Raw genomic sequence first — 20,486 nt, forward strand, 5'->3', positions numbered from 1 at the left:
AATATGAATATAAAATTTGTTGTTGTTGGCCTTTTAGTGATTGCCGGACTATTTTTCGGAACTGAAAAGTATTGGGAGCATAAGTTTCAACAGCAGGCACGAGATAATCTAAAACAGGTACACATGGATGCACAGACTCAACAGCGACTGGAAAATAGTGGTCTGCCCATCTCTGGAGATATACTGAATCAGTATCCGAATATTATTACCTACATGAAACTCACCACTTTCGCGGATAATCAATTACCGGCAGAAATCCAAAGCCATGTACGACAACTTGGTTGTATGCAGGTTGATCAGTTACAAGGTCAAGAGCCAGATTTGGTAAAAGCCTATATAACGGTTCTTGAAGAAGATCAGGTTTCATCCAGCTATACCATTCAAAATAAATTTGGCAAGGCTGTGTTTGAGCATAAACAGATACTAGCAGATTGCCCAAATTTTATGACTTTGAGTCAGTTATAAATATGTTGTGGTCCTACTGCTTTAACGCATATTCAATTATTCGCTGGCAGGTGTCTGCTAGACAGAGATTATTTGTTGAATAAATGTTCAGCAGTTTTCTTGTCATCGCAACTTCAAGAAAATACTGGTACTCAATATTGTCGATATTCAGACTTAAGACAGGCTTAGAATTCTTTTCGATAGAAATTGCCTTAGATTCTAATGTCCAAGGCCGTTCGACGTAGATCAGATGATTGGCAGGAAACTCATTCAAGTTTAGAAGGAGATAAAACAGATTCACTTTATTTCCTCCTGAAACTGAATTAAAACGTTTTAATTATTCAAAAGCACTTACATCACCGACACCACGGCGAATCACTTCAGGCTGATCACCCGATAAATCCACGATAGAAGTTGTGCTTAATGTACCTAGGCCACTATCAATAAATACATCGATGCGTTTGCCGAGCTGCATTTCAATCTCGTATGGATCATCCATTGGATCAGTCTGATCTGGCAGGATCAGGGTTGAGGTCAACAGGGGTTCACCCAGTTCTTGAAGCAGCATCTGACACACGGGATTACTTGGGATACGTAAACCGATGGTTTTTTTCTTCGGATGCATTAAACGTTTAGGTACTTCACTGGTGGCTGGCAGAATAAAAGTAGTGACAGCAGGCGTATTATTTTTCAGCAAACGATATACGGCATTGTCCACTTTGGCATAGGTCGCAATGTCCGACAAGTCACAGCAGAGAATGGCATATTGGTGCTTAGGGCCTAGACCACGAATTTGGGCAATGCGCTCCATGGCATTTTTATTTCCGATCTGGCAACCAATTGCATAAGCGGCATCAGTCGGATAAACAATTACATCGCCGGCACGGATACGTTCCACGGCCTGACTGATCAAACGTGGTTGGGGATTATCTGGGTGTACGCGTAAATGCAACATAAACTCTGTCTCCGATTCTGTGCTGACTTTATTATGAGATTGCCTACGACGGACATGCAATCTCAATAACGATAAATTTGTATAATTTAATCAAGCATTTCACGAATAAATTCGTCGGATTGTAAACTTTTGCCATTCCGTGTGCAGGCACAGATACAATCAATAAAACGTTTTGCATCACGCGGTAGTTTGGCTTCACCACTAAAATAACGCTGTACCTGTGCATAGACATTATCTTTAAAGCTGCTGCCATTGCCGCCTTCACCGGTCAGGTTGTCTAAAGACACGCAAAATTTACGCCCAAAGGCTTTGGCAAACATCCATTCAATCGCCTGGGGCTTGACTTCTACCTGTTCAAATAAAGCTTGCTGTTCCTGGGTGCGGCCATCTGGCGCATACCAGTAGCCCAGATCTGGCAATAGACGACGCTTATCACCGGCAATAGTCCAATGGCTGATCTCATGCAGGGCACTATTGAAGAAACCATGCGCAAATTGAATGCGGGCAGGGGTATCTTCAGTAGCCGGGAAATATTCTGGTTCAAAATCACCACGGACTAATGTGACATTTAGGTGGGAAAACCAGTGATTAAAGTGTAAGATGAGCCAATCAACCTGTTCTGCTTCTGGCGATACATTCGCCCACGGTAAGCGTTGCACTTGCTGTAGTGAGCTGTCAGAATCCAGAGTTGAAAGTGTGCTAACGAGTGATGAAACATTCACTTCTGTTTGCGGCTGCAACAGATGCATGACTGAAATTACCCAATTGGTCTGTCTAAAAATAAGTACAAAATTGTATCTTAATCTTTGACAGAGTTCTGATGAATTTGTAGAATTGCCGCCTTAATTATGTCAGCAAATACCTTTCCGGCACAGATTGAGCCGTTTAAATGGGCTGAACAGGGCTTTAAATGGTCAGGTCAACTGCCTTTATCCCGCTTTGTTCGTATTGCTCGTGAAGCTGTTGGATCAATTGATGATCAATTGATTAACATAGACTGTAAGCTATCAATGGATGCTTATCATCGCATTGTGTGGCTAGATGGCCATGTTGAAACGAAAGTTCCAATGGAATGCCAGCGTTGTCTGGAAACCGTTGAGATTGAACTCGTTTCAGATTTTCATCTTGCCCTTGTGGATGACGAATCACTGATAGAGCGCTTGGATGAGGATGCTGATTTCATCGTCTTAGGTGAAAGTGAAGCAACGACGAAAGGTTCATATGATGCACCTGCCACCGCTGATTTACTGGCACTCATAGAAGATGAATTGTTATTGTTGATGCCGTTGTCTCCTAAGCATGATGTTTGTGAGCATAAGCACCAACCCGCTCAAGAAGAAGTTGTTGAAGAAAAACGGGACAATCCGTTTGAAGTTTTGGCAGCTTTGAAGGGTAAACTTAACTAATTTTTGTGTTATACTTATACGTATAAGACAATCGAATTTGTTCTGATCCATTTTTTCGATATTTGTAAGGAGCCATCATGGCCGTTCAGCAAAACCGTAAAAGTCGCTCTCGCCGTGACATGCGCCGTTCACATGACGCTTTAACTGAGAATGCATTAACTGTAGACCAAGCTACTGGTGAAACTCATCGTCGTCACCACGTATCTAAAGATGGTATCTACCGTGGTCGTCAATTATTCGCTAAAGCATCTGCTGAATAATTAATGATGTATTAAGCGTCAAGCTTGATAGAAAAAATGGGAGCGTTAAGCTCCCTTTTTTTTGTCTGTCACTTTTAGGCGCTTTAATAAAGTCGGGCTTTTTGTTGTATTTGGCAATTACCCCAGCCAAAATTACGTGCTAAATTGCGCTCCACAATGAGTTAGGTGGTATTTAGCTGTTAATTTTCATCAATTCTGTGAAGATTAGCGCCTCTTAATTGAAAGGATTTTATTATGTCTGCTAAACAACTCGAGCAAGCAGCTCAGGCAACCAAAACTGCATTTGTATTCCCGGGTCAGGGATCGCAGAAGGCGGGCATGCTCGCTGAACTGGCTGAGCAGTTTAGTAGTGTAGGTGACACATTTGCCGAGGCATCTGAAGCAGTAGGCTTCGATCTGTGGCAGATTGCACAAAGTGGTGAAGGTCTGAATCAGACTGAATTCACTCAACCGGTTCTTCTGACTGCATCGATTGCATTATGGCGTGTATGGCTGGAACTGGGTGGTGTTGCACCAAAGTATCTGGCTGGCCATTCTTTAGGTGAATACAGTGCGCTGGTTGCGGCGGGTGCGTTAAGCCTGGGTGATGCAGTGAAACTGGTCAACCTGCGCGGTAAGCTGATGCAAGATGCAGTCCCACAAGGTGTCGGTGCAATGGCGGCAATTCTAGGACTGGAAGATGCTCAGGTTGTTGAACTTTGTGCACAGGCAACAGCAGCCGGTGAAGGTTCGGTTGAAGCAGCTAACTACAATGCCAAAGGTCAAGTTGTTGTTGCAGGGAACAAAGATCGTGTTGATGCGGTAATTGAACTGGCAAAAGAAAATGGTGCTAAAGCGATCGCATTGCCTGTATCTGTTCCATCCCACTGTTCACTGATGAAACCTGCGGCTGAACAGTTTGCTACGGCTTTGGAACAAACTGCCATTGAGCTACCACGTATTCCTGTAATACAAAATGTGGGCGCAGAAATTGTAACAGATGTGAATGCATTACGTCAGGCACTGACTGCGCAATTGTATGAATCTGTACAGTGGACCAAAACCCTGCAGTTCCTTCAAGACGAAGGTATTGCATATATCGTGGAATGCGGTCCGGGGAATGTACTTGCCAATATGGCAAAACGTTTACCAAATATCGAAAAAGCACTTCCACTGGATACTCAATCCCGTCTGGAAGATGCATTAAACACCGTATTGGTGGCAGAAGGGAAAATTGCATGACACAGGAACGTAAAGTTGCCTTGGTGACAGGTGCAAGCCGCGGCATTGGTGCTGCAATTGCACAACAACTCATTCAGGATGGCTACTTTGTGGTAGGAACTGCCACTTCTGAAGCTGGCGCTGAGAAACTATCTGCACAGTTTTCTGAAAATGGTGCAGGTAAGGTCCTTGATGTGCGTGATGGTGCAGCCATTGATGCACTGGTGACTGAAATTGAACAGAACTATGGTCCAGTTCTTGCGTTAGTGAACAATGCTGGTATTACCAAAGACAACCTGTTATTACGCATGTCGGAAGACGACTGGGATGATATTTTAAACATCCATCTGAAAGCCGTTTATCGTTTATCTAAACGTGTGCTGAAAGGTATGACTAAGGCACGTTTCGGCCGTATCATTAATATCAGTTCTGTGGTGGCGCATTTTGCTAACCCAGGTCAGGCGAACTATTCAGCTGCCAAAGCAGGTATTGAGGCGTTTGGTCGCAGTCTGGCTAAAGAAATGGGTAGTCGTCAGATTACAGTCAATGCTGTTGCACCTGGCTTTATCGCAACTGAAATGACTGAACAGTTAAGTGAAGAAATTCGCAAAAAAATGAGTGATCAAGTGGCTTTAAACCGTTTAGGTGATCCACAAGATATCGCGAATGCCGTAAGTTTCCTGGCATCGGACAAAGCCAGTTACATTACAGGTACAGTCATTCACGTTAATGGTGGTTTATACATGAGCTAAACGGCACATGTATTAACTTTCCAAATTTTATAGATTCAATTAAACTAACGGCATTAAAAACGCCACAAGCAATGAGGAGAATTCCTGTGAGCGATATCGAACAACGCGTTAAACAAGCGGTTGCAGAACAACTTGGTATCAAAGTCGAAGAGATTAAAAACGAAGCATCTTTCATGGATGACTTAGGTGCTGACTCTCTAGACCTGGTTGAACTTGTTATGTCTTTCGAAAATGACTTCGACATCACTATTCCTGATGAAGATTCTAACGAAATCACAACTGTTCAATCTGCGATCGACTACGTTTCTAAAAAACTTGGTTAATGCTGATTTTCAGCTTTGCTGAACCTAAAGACCACCGCAAGGTGGTTTTTTTGTGCCTGTGTTTTTCTTAATGGTAACTTACATTCATTAACAGGAAGCTTACCAATGATTAACTTCTGTTTAGGTGAATTCCGCTATAAACAATAGGGAGATAAAAAATCAGACAACAATAAGGGAGTCTTCCATGGGTATTTTTGATTTTGTAAAAGGTATTGGTAAGAAAAATACCGCAGCGGCAGAACCGCAACAGACACCTGCTGCACAACAAGCACCTGCGGCTGCGCCTAAAGCAGCTCCGGCAGAGCCATCGGCACAAGAAATTGCCAACAAGTTATTGGGTCATGTTAAAAGTTTAGGGTTGCCAATTAAAGGTTTGTCGATTAGCTATAACTCTACTTCTGATCTGGCAACTGTGCGTGGGCAGGTACAAAATCAGGCCGATCGTGAAAAAATTATTCTCGCGGTAGGAAATATTGATCATGTGGCCAAAGTGGATGATCAGTTGACTGTGAGCAGCCCTGAACCGGAAAGTAAATTCTACACGGTAAAATCAGGCGACAGTTTGTCAAAAATTTCTAAAGAATTTTATGGCGATGCCAATCAATACAATAAGATTTTTGAAGCCAACCGTCCATTATTAAAAGATGCTGATGATATTTTCCCAGGTCAGGTACTGCGTATTCCTGATTAATATTTTTGAACTTTCAGATTAACAACAAAGCTCCTTTTGGGAGCTTTGTTGTTATTGTCGATAACTAGAGTATTAAATACCGACATCCAGATATAGCGTCTCTTTTACTTCCTCCATCACCACATAACTGTGTGAAGAGGCGGAAGAAGGTAGTTTCTTTAATAGATCGCCCAGCAGGCGGCGATAAGCACTCATCTCTTTCAGGCGCGCTTTGACCAGATAATCAAAATCTCCAGAAATCAAATGGCATTCCAGTACTTCAGGAATTTCACTCAGGTCTCGTGCGACCTGCTCAAATACATCACCGGATTTGGCTGAAAGTTTGATTTCAAGAAAGACCAGTAAATTGCGTTCCAGCTTTTCTGGATTGAGTCGGGCGTAATAGCCCATGATAATACCATCACGTTCCAGTCGCTTCACACGCTCAGAGCACGGAGTGGTGGATAGGTTCACCCGAGCTGCCAGCTCGCTAATGGCAATCCGGCCATCTCGTTGCAGAATATCCAGAATCATGCGATCAATACGGTCTAATTTGCGCATTCATTATTCCCTTAATTTTTTAAAATCACGCGAGAAATCTAGTGGATTCACTGAATATATTACTTTAAAACAGTGAAATTAACTATTGATCCAAAAATATACTAGTTAAATCAACTAGAAGGATTTTGAGGGTGAGGCAATGCGTGTTTTGGTCTTAGGTAGTGGTGTAATCGGTGTGGCAAGTGCCTATTATCTGGCACAGCAGGGTGCAGAAGTTACTGTACTTGACCGTCAGACTGGCCCTGCTGAAGAAACCAGTTTTGGTAATGCAGGCCAAATCTCTCCAGGTTACTCGACACCGTGGGCAGCACCTGGCATTCCATTTAAAGCGGTGAAATGGATGTTTCAGCATCACGCACCCTTGGCTATCAATTTAGATGGCAGCATGTGGCAGTTGAACTGGATGGCGCAAATGCTGAAAAACTGTAATCCAGCCAGCTATGCCATTAACAAAGAACGTATGACTCGTGTGGCTGAATATAGCCGTGACTGCTTACGTGAATTGCGTAAAGAAACCGGGATCAGCTATGAGCATCGTTCCAAAGGTACTTTACAGGTATTTCGTAATGAAGCCCAGTTGGATATGGTGCAACGTGATATTGCTGTATTGCAAGAGTGTGGTGTGCCGCATGAATTGTTACTGGGAGCTGATTTGGCAAAAGTTGAACCTGCCTTGGCACATGCTCAAGATAAACTGGTCGGTGGCTTACATTTACCCAATGATGAAACCGGTGATTGCTATCTATTTACCAACGCCTTAGCCAATGTTGCCAAAGAATTGGGAGTACAGTTCAAGTTTAACCAGAATGTGGAACATCTGCTAACTGAGGGCAATGAAATTAAAGGTGTTGTCGTCAATGGTCAGATATTCACTGCGGACAAATACGTGCTGGCATTTGGTAGTTATTCACGTGATTTCTTGAAACCGTTGCATCTGGATTTACCAGTTTATCCAGTAAAAGGCTATTCACTCACGATTCCAATCGTTGATGCCGATTTTGCGCCGCAATCTACGGTGCTGGATGAGACCTATAAGATTGCCATCACTCGCTTTGACCAGCGCATTCGTGTTGGCGGTATGGCTGAGCTAAGTGGCTTTAACCATAATTTAAAAGACAATCGCCGTGCCACGTTGGAAATGGTCACTCAGGAATTGTTCCCGGGTGGTAATTTGGCTGAAGCCAGCTTCTGGACGGGGTTACGTCCAATGACCCCAGACAGTACCCCAATTATTGGAAAAACCCGTTTTAAAAACCTGTTCCTGAATACCGGACATGGCACTTTGGGTTGGACCATGGCCTGTGGTTCGGGCAAGTTAATCAGCGATATTGTGCTGGATCATAAAACCGAGATTAGCACGGAAGGGCTGTCACTCGGACGCTATTCACACGCGGCTTAAATTACTGTTTCAAGGAAGAATCTATGCCACGTCCAATTCAAGCTGTAGTGCATTTAGATGCATTGCAGCATAACCTGAATATTGCTAAAGCTTCTGCTCCGAATGCTGAAGTGTATGCTGTGCTCAAAGCCAATGCCTATGGTCATGGCATTGAACGGGTTTATGCTGCATTTCAGTCTGCAGACGGTTTTGCTTTTCTGGATATTGAAGAAGGCAAGCGGCTACGTGCACTGGGATGCAAAAAACCACTGCTGTTGCTCGAAGGTATTTTTGCGCTAGCGGATTTATTTGCATGTGTGAAGCATGACATGAGCTTTGCCATTCATTCTCGGTATCAAGTGCAATGGCTGAAACAGTTTGCCGAAATAGCCCCAGATGCACAGTTTGATGTGTTCTTGAAAATGAACAGCGGCATGAACCGTTTAGGTTTTCAGCTGCATGAATATGCAGATGTTTGGCAACAGTTAAGCCAGTTCGAAAATGTACGCTCAATGACGCATATGACCCATTTCTCCGATGCGGATGGCGAGCGTTTTGGATTGGATGGCATTGAACATCAAAACCTGATTTTTAGCCAGACCATTCAGGGGCTTGAGGCTAAAACCTCACTCAGTAATAGTGCGGCCATTCTACGCCATCATCAAAGCTTGCATTCCGATATTGTACGTAGCGGCATCATGCTCTATGGCAGTTCACCAGATTATCCAAGCCATAGTATTCAAGACTGGAATCTCCAACCAAGTATGAGCTTACGCAGTGAAATCATTGCTATTCAAGATATTCAGGCTGGGCAAAGTGTGGGTTATGGCTCTAACTTTATTGCGGAGCAGGCGATGCGAATTGGTGTTGTGGCTTGTGGTTACGCGGATGGTTATCAGCGTATCAGCCAGACCGGTACGCCCGTGCTGGTAGATGGCGTCAGAACCCAGACGATTGGCCGGGTCAGTATGGATATGCTGACAGTTGATCTGACTGAACTTCCTCAAACGAACATTGGTAGTGAAGTAGTGCTCTGGGGGCGGTCGACCCACGGCACAGTGCTGCCAATTGATGAAGTTGCAGCAGGATCAGGAACAGTGGGCTATGAGTTGATGTGCGGCATTACCGCTCGTGTGCCAGTACAGGTTGAAACCGGAAATTCAATATTGACCCATTAACGGAAAAAATGGAGAGGAAAATTTATGATGGAACATAGCGATATTCAACGTATCCGCAGCAATCAGGTGATGAGTGCTGCCACTATTCACAACAAGACCGTGTATTTATCAGGGCAGGTGCCAACACGTACCGATCTGGATATACACGGACAGACCTTGGAGGTCTTTGCCAAGATTGATGAACTGCTTGCGCTGGCAAATACTGATAAAAGCCGGTTGCTTTCGGCGCAATTATTTATCAAGCATTTAGCTGACTTTAACAACGTAAACCAACTCTGGGTGGAATGGCTGCAAGGTCATGACACTCCGGCACGTGCCACTATTCAGGCGGATCTGGTCAATCCAGACTGGCTGATTGAAATTGCAGTGATTGCAGCACAGCCTTAAGAGCTTCTGATATTTAAGATCTCCCAACTTAATTTTGTAAGAACATCAGACCCAATCATTTAACTTTTTAAATGAAACTACATCTGAATCAGGATTTCAGGAGGAAATCTGATCAGGTGGGCAAGAGCCTGATGCGAAAAAGGAACTGAAGATGAATACTACACCCTCTAGAGATGACGCAGCGCCGTCGCAACATGAGCTACAACGCAAGTTATCTAATCGGCATTTACAACTGATTGCCATTGGCGGCTGTATCGGTACCGGCCTGTTTATGGGTTCGGGGAAGACCATCGCCTTGGCTGGCCCTTCGATCCTGCTGATCTATATGATCATTGGCGGAATGTTTTTCTTTTTAATGCGTGCTCTTGGTGAAATGCTGCTGTCGAATTTGCAGTACAAGTCTTTTATCGATATGGCGCATGATCTGATTGGTCCGGGTGCAGGCTATTACATTGGCTGGTCGTACTGGTTGGGCTGGGTTCTGGTTGGTATTGCTGATCTGGCTGCGATTATTAACTACCTGAATTTCTGGTTACCCGAGGGTACAGTCTTTACCCCGATGGGACAGGCGCTGATCAGCGCTGCCTGTGTGCTCTTGATTTTGGGTATTAACCTGGTGACAGTAAAACTCTTTGGTGAGATTGAATTCTGGTTTGCCCTGATCAAGATTCTGGCAATTATTGGCCTGATTTTTGTTGGTGGCTATATGGTCTTTAGCGGTTTTCAAGCACCAAGTGGTGCGACGGCCAGCTTTAGTCATGTCTGGTCAGATGGGCTGTTTCCGAAAGGTGCGACTGGTTTCCTGGCAGGTTTCCAGATCGCGATGTTTGCTTTTGTGGGGGTGGAGCTGCTAGGTACCATGGCAGCTGAAACCAAAGATCCGGAAAAGAATTTACCTAAAGCCGTCAATGCGATTCCAACCCGTATCATTCTGTTCTACGTATTGTCATTGCTGGTGATTATGGCAGTCACGCCATGGAGCCAGATTCCCGCGGATCAGAGTCCGTTCATCAGCCTGTTCTTATATGCGGGGATTCCAACGTCCGCCATTATCATGAACTTTGTGGTCTTGTCTTCCGTGATGTCTTCGATGAACAGTGGCGTATTCTCCACCAGTCGGATGCTGTTTGGTCTGGCGCGGGGTGGTCAGGCACCGCAAGCCTTGGCGCACCTGTCGAGCCGAGCAGTTCCGGCGAAAGGTCTGATGTTCTCCTGTACTTTTATTCTGCTGGGTGCAGCATTCCAGTATTTTGTACCGAATACGATGGAAGCCTTTACCCTGGCGAGCTCACTCTGTGTGATCCTGTTTATCAGTATCTGGAGCATCATCATGGTGTGCTATATCCGTTACCGTAAGCAGCAACCGGAAAAACATACTGCTTCGACCTTTAAAATGCCGGGCGGGGTGTGGATGTCTTATATCGTGCTGGCATTCCTGTTCTTTGCGTTGGTGATTTTGAGTCTGGAACCAGATACCTTGAAAGCCTTGATGATCAGTCCGTTATGGCTGTTGATTCTGGCGGTGACCTATCGTGTGTTGTATCTGCCGAGAGTTCGTAAGCTTCAGGTAGAGATGTAAATTTTAGAATCTAAGACATAAAAAAATCCCCGAATGATCGGGGATTTTTTATTGAGTAGCTAAACTAGAAGGTAGGTTTAACCACCACCAGAATCACCACTGCAAATAAGAGCAGGGTTGGCATCTCATTAAAATAACGCCAAAACTTGTGCGACTTGTAATGGGCATTATCAATCAGCTTCTTGCGGTAATAACCACAGACCAGATGGTAAATCACCAATAAGCCGACCAGGCCGACTTTAAGGTAGAACCATAAGGCTTCATGATAATGACGTGTTGCATCACCCCAATCCACCAGAAAGTGTGCTGTAATCAGGGTGGCCAGCATGGCTGGCCACATGATGCCACGGTACAGCTTACGCTCCATGACTTCAAAGCGTTGATGACTTACGGCATCTTCGCTCATGGCATGATAAACATATAAACGTGGTAAGTAGAACAAAGCCGCGAACCAGCAAACCACTGCAATAATATGTAATGCTTTTACCCAAAGGAAAGCATCAGAAGGAGCATCCATCAAGTCACCCTAAATTGGGCAGCTTAGCCTTCCCATTTTTTGAAGATGAGACAGGCATTTACGCCGCCGAAACCGAAACTGTTACTCATCACAGTATTCAATTTTGCGTCACGTTTTTCAAGCACGATATCAAACGGTTTCGCACCTTCATCCAGTTCAGTCACGTTGATGTTTGGCGCAATAAAGTCATTTTGCATCATCAGAACTGAATAAATTGCTTCTTGAACGCCAGCAGCACCCAGGCTGTGACCTGTCATAGACTTGGTCGAGCTGAGTGAAGGAACCTGGCCTTCACCAAACGCACGTTCCATTGCCTTAAGTTCTGTAATATCGCCTGCTGGAGTAGAGGTACCATGCGTATTTACATAGTCAATCTTGTCTACACCATGCTGTTTTGCTTCTTCTAAAGCCATCAATACACAACGCGTTGCACCTTCACCACTTGGCGCAACCATATCGGCACCATCAGAGTTCGCTGCATAAGCTACGACTTCCGCAAGAATATTGGCACCACGTGCTTGAGCGTGTTCAAGGGATTCAAGCACCACGAAGCCGCCACCGCCAGCAATCACGAAACCGTCACGGTCTGCTGAATATGGACGGGATGCAGTTTCAGGTGTGTCATTGTATTTCGAACACAGTGCACCCATCGCATCAAACAGCAAGCTTTGAGACCAGTGATCTTCTTCACCGCCACCGGCAAGCATCAAGTCCTGTTTACCCAATTGAATCAGGTTATAGGCATAACCAATCGCATCAGCAGAAGTTGCGCATGCGCTGGTAATTGAGTGAGCAATACCTTGAAGTTTAAGCGCTACACCAACGTTGGCTGTAATGGTATTTGACATATTACGTGGTACGAAGAACGGGCCAATTTTACGTGCACCTTTTTCTTCGAGTAATTTCGCCATTTCTATTACAGATGCTGTTGAGTTACCGCCTGAGCCGCCTGCAATACCATAGCGTGGGTTGCCCGCCAAATCTTCCGGTTTCAGACCAGCATGCTCAACCGCTGCAATTGCCGAATTGTAGGCATACATGGCACAAACACCCATAAAGCGTTTGAGACGACGGTCGATATTGTCAAAATCCTGCTCAGCAGCCGCGCTGACATGACTTTTAAAGTTTAGTTCAGCATAGACTGGATTTAAACGTGTGCCTGAAATCCCGTTTTGTAAAGAGTGAGTTACATCTTCCAATGTATTTCCGATGCATGAGTTAATACCCATACCAGTGATGACAACACGTTTCATCTACAGATCCTTATAGTTCATCTTTATGGTCAGGGGAGATATTTAGCGTTTTCATCAAGCGTTAAATATGGTGCTGACCCATTGTTCACAATGAGGAACATCATAACAGAAAGATTTTTGAAATCTTATGGCAAATGTTATGCCCAGTACGCTGTACATTCGAATAGAGATTCCTACACAGAGGGATTACTAAATGAAACAGAATAAGGTTGAGATAAACGCTGCTAGCACCTAGTATTTATACAAAATACAAGCACGTGCACGCTGAGGTAAGGAATGACAAATACCAATAATAAACAATCAAATGGCTTCATCTCCAGTGCGTTTGGAGTGGCGAAAAAGTTCAGTACAACAGGTTTGGATCTATTCAACCATGTTGCACCTGATTCAGTTTCGAAGGTCACACAAGCGCTGAATGTAGATAAGGTGGTCAATGGCGCAGCTCAAGCCAAGAGTCCATTTGAATCAAAAAAATACGACAATCCACAGGAGATGTTACGTGAACATCTACCGAGTGTATCGCGCCAGTTGTTTGGCCGTCATTTCAATACAGTGAATAATGTTACGCATTTCATTTCGCCCAAGTTTAGCGAAAAAGTGTCAGATTATTTCTTTGATCATCTGAATCAGTTTACCAATGACATCAGTTCAGTAGATGCCGTTCTCGATGAAGCGGGAGTGCGTGATCTGGAAGAACTCACCCAGGATGTCGATCGTTCTAAGCGCATTTCTCAAGCGTTCGGTGAACAGAATAAATGGATTGCTGCAGTTCAAGGTGCATTCTCAGGGGCAACTGGGGTAATTGGTACAGCAGTGGATATTCCTGCATCTTTGGTGCTGGCGCTGCGTACTATTTATCAGGTCGGCCGTTCTTATGGCTTTGACTTAAGTAAAGAAGAAGATCAGGATATCGTGCAGCATATCTTCCGTCAGATTGATCTGAGTCTGATTGCAGAAAAGCAAACTGTATTGTTGGGCTTAAGAGCGCTAGGTGCTACTTTAAAAACCCATGACATTTCCCAGTTACAAGCCATGTTGGGTTCAAGTAATGATACTGAGCTGCTACGTAAATTTCTGCATCAGGAAGATGGTCAATCGAAATGGGAATGGATAAACCATATACCGAAAGTTTCCCTGATTGAACAACTATCTAAATTGGTACCGTTAGCGGGTGCTGGGGTAGGCGCAGTATACAGTCGCCGTTTTGTCGAGGATGTTAATCAGAAAGCGCAGGATGTGTTCTCGAATGCACGTCAATATCTGCTACAGCATCGTGACAGCTCTGTTTCTGTTTTAGAGGCCTATGAAAAATCTAAAGCATTGCTGCAACAGGCTGCACCAAAACTACTGGAAAATATCAAGAAAAATGGTCATACCGGAGATGAGTTAATTTTAGATAAAGAGATTCCGATTGAAGGGAATGATCATATTACTCAGGTAAAAGTGCTGAAAAAGACAGATTCTCAAGTCACAGATGAAGCAAAAGATGAAGAGGTCAGTGAAGGCTTGGATTCATTAGCTGATAAGTTGGTAGAACCGGTTGCGGATAAGCATGTACAGCAACCAGCACTGAGTGAGCCGGCACCTGAAGATATCGAAGATACGCTTGCGCAAGCAGAAGCTGAGGGCGATGTCACAGACGAGGCTGAAGTCGCTGCCGCTGATACTAAAAATGATCAGAGCGAAGCAGATACGGAAACTGCACAGCAAAAGCCAAAAAAAGCGACAAAATCTTCTGCTAAAAAATCAACGGAAGATGTTACAAAAGATGCAGATTAATCTGTAAGAAAAATAGTAAGGATATGAAAGTAATAAGCAATTGTAAGCAAGAGCGGATGTGGATTTGCCTGCTTCTATCATGTTGACCAATTTTGCATCTTGACTTACAATTGCATGCCCTCAAAAAGTAGTAGTTTTTGGGGCTTTTTATTAACGGGAGAATTGCCAAATGGCAACAACAAATCAGTTGATCCGTAAGGGTCGTACGACTTTGATTGAAAAATCTAAAGTTCCTGCGTTGAAGGCTTGTCCACAGCGCCGTGGTGTTTGTACACGTGTTTACACAACTACACCTAAAAAACCTAACTCAGCAATGCGTAAAGTTTGCCGTGTTCGCTTAACTTCAGGTTTTGAAGTTTCTAGCTACATCGGTGGTGAAGGCCATAACCTGCAAGAGCACAGTGTTGTTCTTATCCGTGGTGGTCGTGTTAAAGACTTACCAGGTGTACGTTACCATACCGTTCGTGGTTCTTTAGACTGTGCTGGTGTTAAAGATCGTAACCAGTCTCGTTCTAAATACGGTACTAAACGTCCTAAGAAATAATTGATCTTTCGAGATTAACTTCTTAGTTCGCTAGAACTGCAATCCTTTATCGTCTCGCTTGTCTGATTTCTGCATTTAATTTTGTGAAATTCAAGCGACGTGTAGTAAGGCCAGCGAATGCACATGACACTTTGTGCTAATGCTGGATAAACCTGAAGTGTCATATTTATAGGTAGTTTAAAATGCCAAGACGTCGCGTAGTCGCTGCTCGTGAAATCCTTCCGGATCCGAAATTCAGTAGCCAAACAATCGCTAAATTCATGAACCACGTAATGCAAGATGGTAAAAAATCTATTGCTGAAAGTATCGTTTACGGTGCTTTAGACCGCGTTCAAGAAAAATCTAAAGTAGATCCGGTTGAATTTTTCGAGACTACTCTTGAAAAAGTTCGCCCTATGGTCGAAGTAAAAGCACGCCGTGTTGGTGGTGCTACATACCAAGTACCTATGGAAGTGCGCCCATCCCGTCGTACTGCCTTGGCTATGCGTTGGTTAGTAGATGCTGCTGCTAAGCGTTCTGAAAAAACTATGGCTTTACGTCTTGCTGGTGAGTTGCTTGATGCATCTGAAGGTAAAGGCGCAGCGGTTAAAAAACGTGAAGATGTGCACCGTATGGCTGAAGCCAACAAAGCCTTCTCTCACTACCGTTTCTAAGCAAATAAAACAGGCCCTTATCAGGACGGTGATGATATGGGTTTTACCCAATTGTCATCAAAGCGCTTTAAGTTGCTAGCAACTTAAAGCGTCCTGTTTTAAACAACAAAATTTAGGAATGCAAGAGATCATGGCTCGTCAAACCCCAATTTCTCGTTATCGTAATATTGGTATTTCTGCGCACATCGATGCGGGTAAGACCACAACTACTGAACGTATCTTGTTCTACACAGGTGTATCTCACAAAATTGGTGAAGTACATGATGGCGCAGCAACAATGGACTGGATGGAGCAAGAGCAAGAACGTGGTATCACCATTACTTCTGCTGCTACCACTACATTCTGGTCAGGTATGTCTAAGCAGTTCCCAGAACACCGTATCAACGTAATTGATACCCCGGGACACGTTGACTTCACAATCGAAGTTGAGCGTTCTATGCGTGTTCTTGATGGTGCATGTATGGTTTACTGTGCTGTAGGTGGTGTACAACCTCAGTCTGAAACTGTATGGCGTCAAGCTAACAAATACCAAGTGCCTCGTTTAGCATTCGTGAACAAGATGGACCGTACTGGTGCAAACTTCTTCCGTGTTGTTGAACAAATGAAAACACGTCTTGGTGCGCACCCTGTACCTGTAGTAATCCCTGTTGGCGCTGAAGAAAACTTCCAAGGCGTTATCGACTTGATCGAAATGAAAGCGATCATTTGGGACGAAGCTTCACAAGGTATGAAGTTCGAGTACGGCGAAATCCCTGCTGATCTTCAAGAAACTGCTGAAGAATGGCGTACAAACATGGTTGAAGCTGCTGCTGAAGCTTCTGAAGAGTTAATGGACGAATACTTGAACAATGGCGATTTGACTAAAGAACAAATCGTTGCTGGTCTACGTGTTCAAACATTGGCTTGTGAAATTCAACCAATGCTTTGTGGTACAGCGTTCAAAAACAAAGGTGTTCAACGTATGTTGGACGCAGTAATTGAATTCTTGCCATCACCTACAGAAGTTAAAGCGATTGAAGGTGTTCTTGACGACAAAGCTGAAACTAAAGCGATTCGTGAAGCATCTGACGAAGCTCCGTTCTCTGCGCTTGCGTTCAAAATCATGAACGACAAATTCGTAGGTAACTTAACTTTCGTACGTGTTTACTCTGGTGTTCTTAAACAAGGTGATTCTGTTTATAACCCGGTTAAATCTAAACGTGAACGTATCGGCCGTATCGTGCAAATGCACGCGAACGATCGTCAAGACGTTGAAGAAATCCGTGCTGGTGACATCGCTGCGTGTGTAGGTCTTAAAGACGTAACTACTGGTGATACACTATGTGATGAGAAAAACATCATCACTCTAGAACGTATGGAATTCCCAGAGCCAGTAATTGCATTGGCTGTTGAACCAAAAACTAAAGCTGACCAAGAAAAAATGTCTATCGCTTTAGGTCGTTTGGCTAAGGAAGATCCATCATTCCGCGTTCGTACTGACGAAGAATCTGGTCAAACCATTATTGCTGGTATGGGTGAGCTTCACCTTGACATCATCGTTGACCGTATGAAACGTGAATTCAACGTTGAAGCGAACATTGGTAAACCAATGGTTGCTTACCGCGAAACAATCAAAAAGACTGTTGAGCAAGAAGGTAAGTTCGTACGTCAAACTGGTGGTAAAGGTAAATTCGGTCACGTATACGTACGTTTAGAACCGCTTGATCCTGAAGCTGGTAAAGAATACGAATTCGCTGAAGAAGTTGTAGGTGGTGTAGTACCTAAAGAATTCTTCGGTGCAGTTGACAAAGGTATCCAAGAACGTATGAAGAATGGTGTCCTTGCTGGTTATCCAGTAGTTGGCATCAAAGCGACATTGTTCGATGGTTCTTACCATGATGTCGACTCTGACGAATTATCGTTCAAGATGGCTGGTTCTTATGCCTTCCGTGACGGTTTCATGAAAGCAGATCCTGTTCTTCTTGAACCTATCATGAAAGTTGAAGTAGAAACTCCAGAAGACTACATGGGCGATATCATGGGTGACTTAAACCGTCGTCGTGGTATGGTTCAGGGTATGGACGATCTACCTGGTGGTACTAAAGCAATTAAAGCTGAAGTTCCACTTGCTGAGATGTTCGGTTATGCAACTCATATGCGTTCTATGTCTCAAGGTCGTGCGACTTACTCTATGGAATTTGCTAAATATGCTGAAACTCCACGTAATGTGGCTGAAGGCATCATCGCTAAGTTCCAGTCTGGCGGTAAAAAAGGTGACGACGAGTAATCTTTCGATTACTATAAGCCCAAACTAATTCATAGTTAAAAACCAAGCGCTCATGCAGTGATCCTGCATGAGCAGTTCAAAAAGGAAGATCTCATGGCTAAGGCTAAGTTCGAACGTAATAAGCCACACGTTAACGTGGGCACAATTGGTCACGTTGACCATGGTAAAACAACTTTAACAGCTGCGATTGCAACTGTATGTGCGAAGAAATTCGGTGGTGAAGCGAAAGACTACGCTGCAATTGACTCTGCACCAGAAGAAAAAGCACGTGGTATTACCATTAACACTTCTCACGTAGAATACGATTCTCCAACTCGTCACTACGCTCACGTAGACTGCCCGGGCCACGCCGATTATGTTAAAAACATGATTACTGGTGCTGCTCAGATGGACGGCGCGATCCTTGTATGTGCTGCGACTGATGGTCCAATGCCACAAACTCGTGAACACATCCTTCTTTCTCGTCAGGTAGGTGTACCTTACATCGTTGTATTCTTGAACAAATGCGACCTTGTAGACGACGAAGAGCTTCTTGAGCTAGTTGAAATGGAAGTTCGTGAACTTCTTTCTACTTATGACTTCCCAGGTGATGACACTCCAGTTATCCGTGGTTCAGCTCTTCTTGCGCTTAACGGCGACGCTGGTCAATATGGCGAAGCTGCAGTTGAAGCTCTTGTTGAAGCGCTTGACTCTTACATCCCAGAACCAGAACGTGCAATCGACCAAGCATTCTTGATGCCAATCGAAGACGTATTCTCAATCTCAGGTCGTGGTACAGTAGTAACTGGCCGTGTTGAGACTGGTATTGTTAAAGTTGGTGAGTCAGTTGAAATCGTTGGTATCCGTGATACACAAACAACAACTGTAACTGGCGTTGAAATGTTCCGTAAACTTCTTGACGAAGGTCGTGCGGGCGAGAACTGTGGTGTTCTTCTTCGTGGTACTAAGCGTGAAGACGTACAACGTGGTCAAGTACTTGCTAAACCAGGTACAATCAAGCCGCACACTAAATTCGACGCAGAAGTATACGTACTTTCTAAAGAAGAAGGTGGTCGTCATACTCCATTCCTTAACGGTTACCGTCCACAGTTCTATTTCCGTACAACTGACGTAACTGGTGCGATCGCGCTTAAAGAAGGCGTTGAGATGGTTATGCCTGGTGACAACGTTGAGATGTCAGTAGAGCTGATCCACCCGATCGCAATGGACGCAGGCTTACGCTTCGCGATCCGTGAAGGTGGTCGTACAGTTGGTGCTGGTGTAGTATCTCGCGTTACTGCATAATCACTGATTGTGTAAAAAAAGCGTCCCTTTGGGACGCTTTTTTTGTTTATCTAAAGTGAAAAATAAATTGTCTAACAAAATTAGAGCGCTGTCCTAAAGTGATATTCAGCTGACCTTAACTGCAATGATGTCAAGCAGATAACTGAGTAAGATACCAATAAGAAAATAGAAAAATAGGGGCCAGGTCGAGAAGATCTGTCAGGAGGCGTTATATGAATGCTGAAGTAAAAATTACTCATCGTGCCGGTGCAAGTTTTCCTGTACGTCGCATGAACTTTGATTTTGAACAGGTTCCAGAATACTGGATGAATGGTTCAGCCGGGCTGACTCATTTTATGACAGCATTGTCTGCCTTGTTTCCCGCAGGTGAAAAATTCTTTATCGACAGTGTGCGTGCGGTACGTAATCATCCCAAGCTTAAAGACAATGAAGTACTGCAAAAAGAAATCTCTGCTTTCATTGGGCAAGAAGCGATGCATACCCAGGAACATGTCGGCTTCAATGCCTCAGCGCAAAAATACGGCCATGATGTTGATACCTTGGATCGTTATACGGATAAAGTCATTCAAACAACGCGTAAAGTCATGGCAAAATTAGCCAAGCCTGTGGGAATTACTCAGGAAATGGTAGATTTGACTGCAACGACCGCACTTGAACATTTTACTGCGACCATTGCCTCTCAGTTGTTGACCAATAGTCATATTCAGGAACTGATGAAAGATGACACCATGAAGACCATGTGGTTATGGCATGCCATTGAAGAAAATGAGCATAAAGCTGTGGCCTATGACGTGTTTGAAGGCGTGTTTGGAAAAGGCTTAAAGTCATATCTGTTACGTACCAGTTCACTGGTGATCGCTATGGTGACTTTGTTCTTTGTACAAAGCTATTTTGTCATGCGTCTGCTGAAGGAAGATCGTCAGTTAAACCTGGAATCCCTCAAGGACATTTACGAATATGGTTATAGTCCGTCCAAAGGTATAATTACTGGTATGGGGCGTGAAATGGCGATGTACTTCAAGCCGGGTTTCCATCCAAATGACCATGACACACACAGTTTGCTGGCACACTGGAAAGGCAAACTTGGTCTTTAATCT

At 44.1% G+C, this 20,486-nt stretch carries 23 protein-coding genes; 17 read left to right on the forward strand and 6 right to left on the reverse strand.

The features are described 5' to 3' along the window. Nucleotides 1-3 precede the first annotated feature (3 nt). A complete protein-coding gene (locus tag F955_RS07825; protein ID WP_004893289.1) occupies nucleotides 4-465 on the forward strand; it encodes a hypothetical protein in 462 nt (153 codons plus the stop codon). 13 nt (nucleotides 466-478) lie between these two features. Here the strand turns inward: F955_RS07825 and F955_RS07830 are convergent, their stop codons facing one another. From F955_RS07830 to F955_RS07840, 3 genes are all read right to left on the reverse strand, one after another. Then, nucleotides 479-745, reverse strand: a complete 267-nt coding sequence (locus F955_RS07830) for a hypothetical protein (protein WP_004893290.1) — start codon at nucleotides 743-745, stop codon at nucleotides 479-481. Between the two features lie 36 nt (nucleotides 746-781). Then, nucleotides 782-1,399 (reverse strand): L-threonylcarbamoyladenylate synthase, encoded by a 618-nt coding sequence (locus F955_RS07835; protein ID WP_004893292.1) that lies wholly within the window; start codon nucleotides 1,397-1,399, stop codon nucleotides 782-784. 86 nt (nucleotides 1,400-1,485) lie between these two features. Continuing rightward, complete coding sequence (locus tag F955_RS07840; RefSeq protein ID WP_004893293.1) at nucleotides 1,486-2,148, reverse strand: elongation factor P hydroxylase; 663 nt, start codon at nucleotides 2,146-2,148, stop codon at nucleotides 1,486-1,488. Between the two features lie 99 nt (nucleotides 2,149-2,247). Between F955_RS07840 and F955_RS07845 the strand changes: the two genes are divergently transcribed. The 6 genes from F955_RS07845 to lysM all read left to right on the forward strand — a co-directional run bounded on the left by F955_RS07845 (nucleotide 2,248) and on the right by lysM (nucleotide 6,031). After that, a complete protein-coding gene (locus F955_RS07845; protein WP_004811191.1) occupies nucleotides 2,248-2,805 on the forward strand; it encodes a YceD family protein in 558 nt (185 codons plus the stop codon). Between the two features lie 77 nt (nucleotides 2,806-2,882). Continuing rightward, nucleotides 2,883-3,065 carry a 50S ribosomal protein L32 gene (gene rpmF, locus F955_RS07850; RefSeq protein ID WP_004279227.1) on the forward strand — a complete coding sequence of 61 codons (183 nt, stop codon included), beginning with the start codon at nucleotides 2,883-2,885 and terminating at the stop codon, nucleotides 3,063-3,065. A 234-nt stretch (nucleotides 3,066-3,299) separates the two neighbouring features. Beyond that, nucleotides 3,300-4,286 (forward strand): ACP S-malonyltransferase, encoded by a 987-nt coding sequence (gene fabD, locus F955_RS07855; protein ID WP_004893294.1) that lies wholly within the window; start codon nucleotides 3,300-3,302, stop codon nucleotides 4,284-4,286. Next, nucleotides 4,283-5,017, forward strand: coding sequence for a 3-oxoacyl-ACP reductase FabG (gene fabG, locus F955_RS07860; protein ID WP_004893296.1), 735 nt, complete (start codon nucleotides 4,283-4,285; stop codon nucleotides 5,015-5,017). Before fabD ends, fabG begins: the two co-directional genes overlap by 4 nt. A gap of 86 nt (nucleotides 5,018-5,103) precedes the next feature. Beyond that, entirely contained in the window at nucleotides 5,104-5,340 is a 237-nt protein-coding gene (gene acpP, locus F955_RS07865; protein ID WP_004893297.1) for an acyl carrier protein, read from the forward strand. Nucleotides 5,341-5,524: 184 nt separating this feature from the next. Beyond that, nucleotides 5,525-6,031: a peptidoglycan-binding protein LysM gene (gene lysM, locus F955_RS07870; RefSeq protein WP_004811186.1), complete on the forward strand. Its 507-nt coding sequence runs from the start codon at nucleotides 5,525-5,527 to the stop codon at nucleotides 6,029-6,031. 72 nt (nucleotides 6,032-6,103) lie between these two features. On the opposite strand, the gene F955_RS07875 is transcribed toward lysM, so the two are convergent. Continuing rightward, nucleotides 6,104-6,571 (reverse strand): Lrp/AsnC ligand binding domain-containing protein, encoded by a 468-nt coding sequence (locus F955_RS07875; protein ID WP_004811183.1) that lies wholly within the window; start codon nucleotides 6,569-6,571, stop codon nucleotides 6,104-6,106. 139 nt (nucleotides 6,572-6,710) lie between these two features. Here F955_RS07875 and F955_RS07880 point away from each other — a divergent pair, with 139 nt between their 5' ends. The 4 genes from F955_RS07880 to F955_RS07895 all read left to right on the forward strand — a co-directional run bounded on the left by F955_RS07880 (nucleotide 6,711) and on the right by F955_RS07895 (nucleotide 11,093). Beyond that, the gene (locus F955_RS07880) at nucleotides 6,711-7,970 is read left to right on the forward strand and encodes a D-amino acid dehydrogenase (RefSeq protein ID WP_004893304.1); all 1,260 of its coding nucleotides are present in this window, start codon (nucleotides 6,711-6,713) and stop codon (nucleotides 7,968-7,970) included. Nucleotides 7,971-7,993: 23 nt separating this feature from the next. Next, nucleotides 7,994-9,127 (forward strand): alanine racemase, encoded by a 1,134-nt coding sequence (alr, locus tag F955_RS07885; protein ID WP_004893305.1) that lies wholly within the window; start codon nucleotides 7,994-7,996, stop codon nucleotides 9,125-9,127. A 27-nt stretch (nucleotides 9,128-9,154) separates the two neighbouring features. Next, nucleotides 9,155-9,514, forward strand: a complete 360-nt coding sequence (locus F955_RS07890; RefSeq protein ID WP_076754866.1) for a RidA family protein — start codon at nucleotides 9,155-9,157, stop codon at nucleotides 9,512-9,514. A 151-nt stretch (nucleotides 9,515-9,665) separates the two neighbouring features. Next, a complete protein-coding gene (locus F955_RS07895) occupies nucleotides 9,666-11,093 on the forward strand; it encodes an amino acid permease (protein WP_004893307.1) in 1,428 nt (475 codons plus the stop codon). Between the two features lie 64 nt (nucleotides 11,094-11,157). On the opposite strand, the gene F955_RS07900 is transcribed toward F955_RS07895, so the two are convergent. Together F955_RS07900 and F955_RS07905 are read right to left on the reverse strand one after the other, a co-directional pair. Next, nucleotides 11,158-11,610, reverse strand: a complete 453-nt coding sequence (locus F955_RS07900) for a CopD family protein (RefSeq protein ID WP_004893309.1) — start codon at nucleotides 11,608-11,610, stop codon at nucleotides 11,158-11,160. Nucleotides 11,611-11,633: 23 nt separating this feature from the next. Then, nucleotides 11,634-12,863 carry a beta-ketoacyl synthase N-terminal-like domain-containing protein gene (locus tag F955_RS07905; RefSeq protein WP_004811172.1) on the reverse strand — a complete coding sequence of 410 codons (1,230 nt, stop codon included), beginning with the start codon at nucleotides 12,861-12,863 and terminating at the stop codon, nucleotides 11,634-11,636. Between the two features lie 276 nt (nucleotides 12,864-13,139). On the opposite strand from F955_RS07905, the gene F955_RS07910 reads away from it, so the two are divergent. From F955_RS07910 to F955_RS07935, 6 genes are all read left to right on the forward strand, one after another. Then, complete coding sequence (locus tag F955_RS07910) at nucleotides 13,140-14,642, forward strand: EcsC family protein (protein ID WP_004893310.1); 1,503 nt, start codon at nucleotides 13,140-13,142, stop codon at nucleotides 14,640-14,642. A gap of 169 nt (nucleotides 14,643-14,811) precedes the next feature. Next, nucleotides 14,812-15,186: a 30S ribosomal protein S12 gene (gene rpsL / locus F955_RS07915; protein ID WP_004648013.1), complete on the forward strand. Its 375-nt coding sequence runs from the start codon at nucleotides 14,812-14,814 to the stop codon at nucleotides 15,184-15,186. Nucleotides 15,187-15,368: 182 nt separating this feature from the next. Further along, nucleotides 15,369-15,839 (forward strand): 30S ribosomal protein S7, encoded by a 471-nt coding sequence (gene rpsG, locus F955_RS07920; RefSeq protein ID WP_004279240.1) that lies wholly within the window; start codon nucleotides 15,369-15,371, stop codon nucleotides 15,837-15,839. A gap of 130 nt (nucleotides 15,840-15,969) precedes the next feature. Next, nucleotides 15,970-18,105 (forward strand): elongation factor G, encoded by a 2,136-nt coding sequence (gene fusA / locus F955_RS07925; RefSeq protein ID WP_004811169.1) that lies wholly within the window; start codon nucleotides 15,970-15,972, stop codon nucleotides 18,103-18,105. Nucleotides 18,106-18,198: 93 nt separating this feature from the next. Next, nucleotides 18,199-19,389, forward strand: coding sequence for an elongation factor Tu (gene tuf, locus F955_RS07930; protein WP_004811166.1), 1,191 nt, complete (start codon nucleotides 18,199-18,201; stop codon nucleotides 19,387-19,389). Nucleotides 19,390-19,601: 212 nt separating this feature from the next. Next, nucleotides 19,602-20,483 (forward strand): metal-dependent hydrolase, encoded by an 882-nt coding sequence (locus F955_RS07935; protein ID WP_004893311.1) that lies wholly within the window; start codon nucleotides 19,602-19,604, stop codon nucleotides 20,481-20,483. Nucleotides 20,484-20,486 lie beyond the last annotated feature (3 nt).

The organism is Acinetobacter schindleri CIP 107287 (genome assembly GCF_000368625.1).
Lineage (GTDB): Bacteria > Pseudomonadota > Gammaproteobacteria > Pseudomonadales > Moraxellaceae > Acinetobacter > Acinetobacter schindleri.